This window comes from Pseudoalteromonas sp. SR44-2, assembly GCF_014163745.1.
In the GTDB taxonomy this organism is placed as follows: Bacteria; Pseudomonadota; Gammaproteobacteria; order Enterobacterales; family Alteromonadaceae; genus Pseudoalteromonas; species Pseudoalteromonas distincta.
The window spans coordinates 1-1,391 of the sequence record NZ_JACJDW010000071.1 but is presented as its reverse complement, the minus strand read 5'-3'; the positions used below and the strand labels follow the sequence as shown (position 1 = coordinate 1,391).

The window sequence follows — 1,391 nt, the reverse complement described above, 5'->3', positions numbered from 1 at the left end:
AGCTGTCTCTTGATCACAAGTCTGACTCAAGAGATTTTGCTAAATCGTAGCCTTCCAGGATGGCTTGTAACTTAAGCCATCCTTGCCATAACACTTTCACAGATGCACGCCCTGTGCGCTTGGTATCTTTCCAGCCTCCTAACTTTGCCAGTTCCTGATACGCCCATGACATATTTGGAGCAGTTTCAGGCAATGGTGTTTTTATTCTCTTTAACCACAATAACTTCCATGCTTTGGGAGATAACAGTTGTTCACAACTTGGAGAATCAGGCTGCTCATTGGTGAACTTTAGTTGCAATATTCGCGTCGCAATAAAGCCATTAATCGTCACCAATCTTTCCATGTTATCTTGGCTTTGAAGGCGTAAACTTTCGATATCCGTACCATCACTTTTCCAGACTTTATGGTATTCCTCTACAAGCCAACGGTGCTCATAGTAGGTGATGATAGCTAAAGCGTCTTCTTTGCTGGTGACTGGTTCACTGGTTAATAGGTGCCAGCTTAAGCCGTTCTCAGCGTTTCCTCGCTCTGCACAGCCGACATAGTAAACTGGGAGGGAATGTCCTTTCTTATTGTAAGGCGCTTTGAGTGTCACTGGCGCATAGGTGATATCCAGTGTTGCGCTTCGGGCTTTTCTTCCTCCTTTTTGTGCAATGTGGATGTGTTTGGTGCCTGCACTCATCAGCTCGCTTGCAAACGCATAGAGCTTATCCTCACCTTCTTCAATATGACGACTTTGCATCGAGCGTACGACGAATCGTTGCTGCTCGCTCAGTTTATACTGCAAGTATTCGTAGATGTCCGCTTCGCGGTCACACACCGATATCACGTTCGCCATTTGTCCTTGCAGCCGCTCTGCCATCGCTCGTGACGCTGACTCCCACTTGTAACTTTCTTTTTCTTCGTAAGAAGTCGTCGCGTGTTTTTCTCTTTTTCCAATCGTGTTGATATCACGACTCCAGCGAGACTGTTCAATTAATCCCACAACTTGCTTTGTGTCTGGCGCAAACAGTAATACGCTATGAGCTAACAAGCCTCGTTGTTTTGCTCCTCGTCCGACATGACCCAAATCATCTCGAATGGAGGAATGTTTATAAATTAATGTGGTCGTGTCTTCTAATGCGAGTAATAAGTTATGACTTTTTGCTTGTTCAACCGTGGCTTTAAAGCCTGACTCTGCTATAGCCGTTGCGTCAATATTCTCGTTGCGAATAAAGCGGTAGGCACCTTCCATATCGGCGGGGGATTGAGTGATGTTCACAAGTGGTTTTCCTGGTTCATTTGCAAGCGTTGATGCTAACTTTACCAGACGCGCTGTTCTTCTTGGATCACCTAAGTCCGATTTACCGAATTGTTGTTTTGCCCAATGAGTATGTTCGTTAATCATAATG

At 45.1% G+C, this 1,391-nt stretch carries 1 protein-coding gene; it reads right to left on the bottom strand.

Annotated features, from left to right (window positions below; genetic code table 11):
* Positions 1-13: 13 nt before the first annotated feature.
* Positions 14-1,387 (bottom strand): IS4 family transposase, encoded by a 1,374-nt coding sequence (locus tag H5115_RS19955; RefSeq protein ID WP_096058041.1) that lies wholly within the window; start codon positions 1,385-1,387, stop codon positions 14-16.
* Positions 1,388-1,391: the final 4 nt, after the last annotated feature.

What these genes read in the sequence shown, in the direction of transcription:
- H5115_RS19955 (WP_096058041.1), bottom strand. Translation starts at nt 1,387, where the DNA reads ATGATTAACGAACATACTCATTGGGCAAAACAACAATTCGGTAAATCG.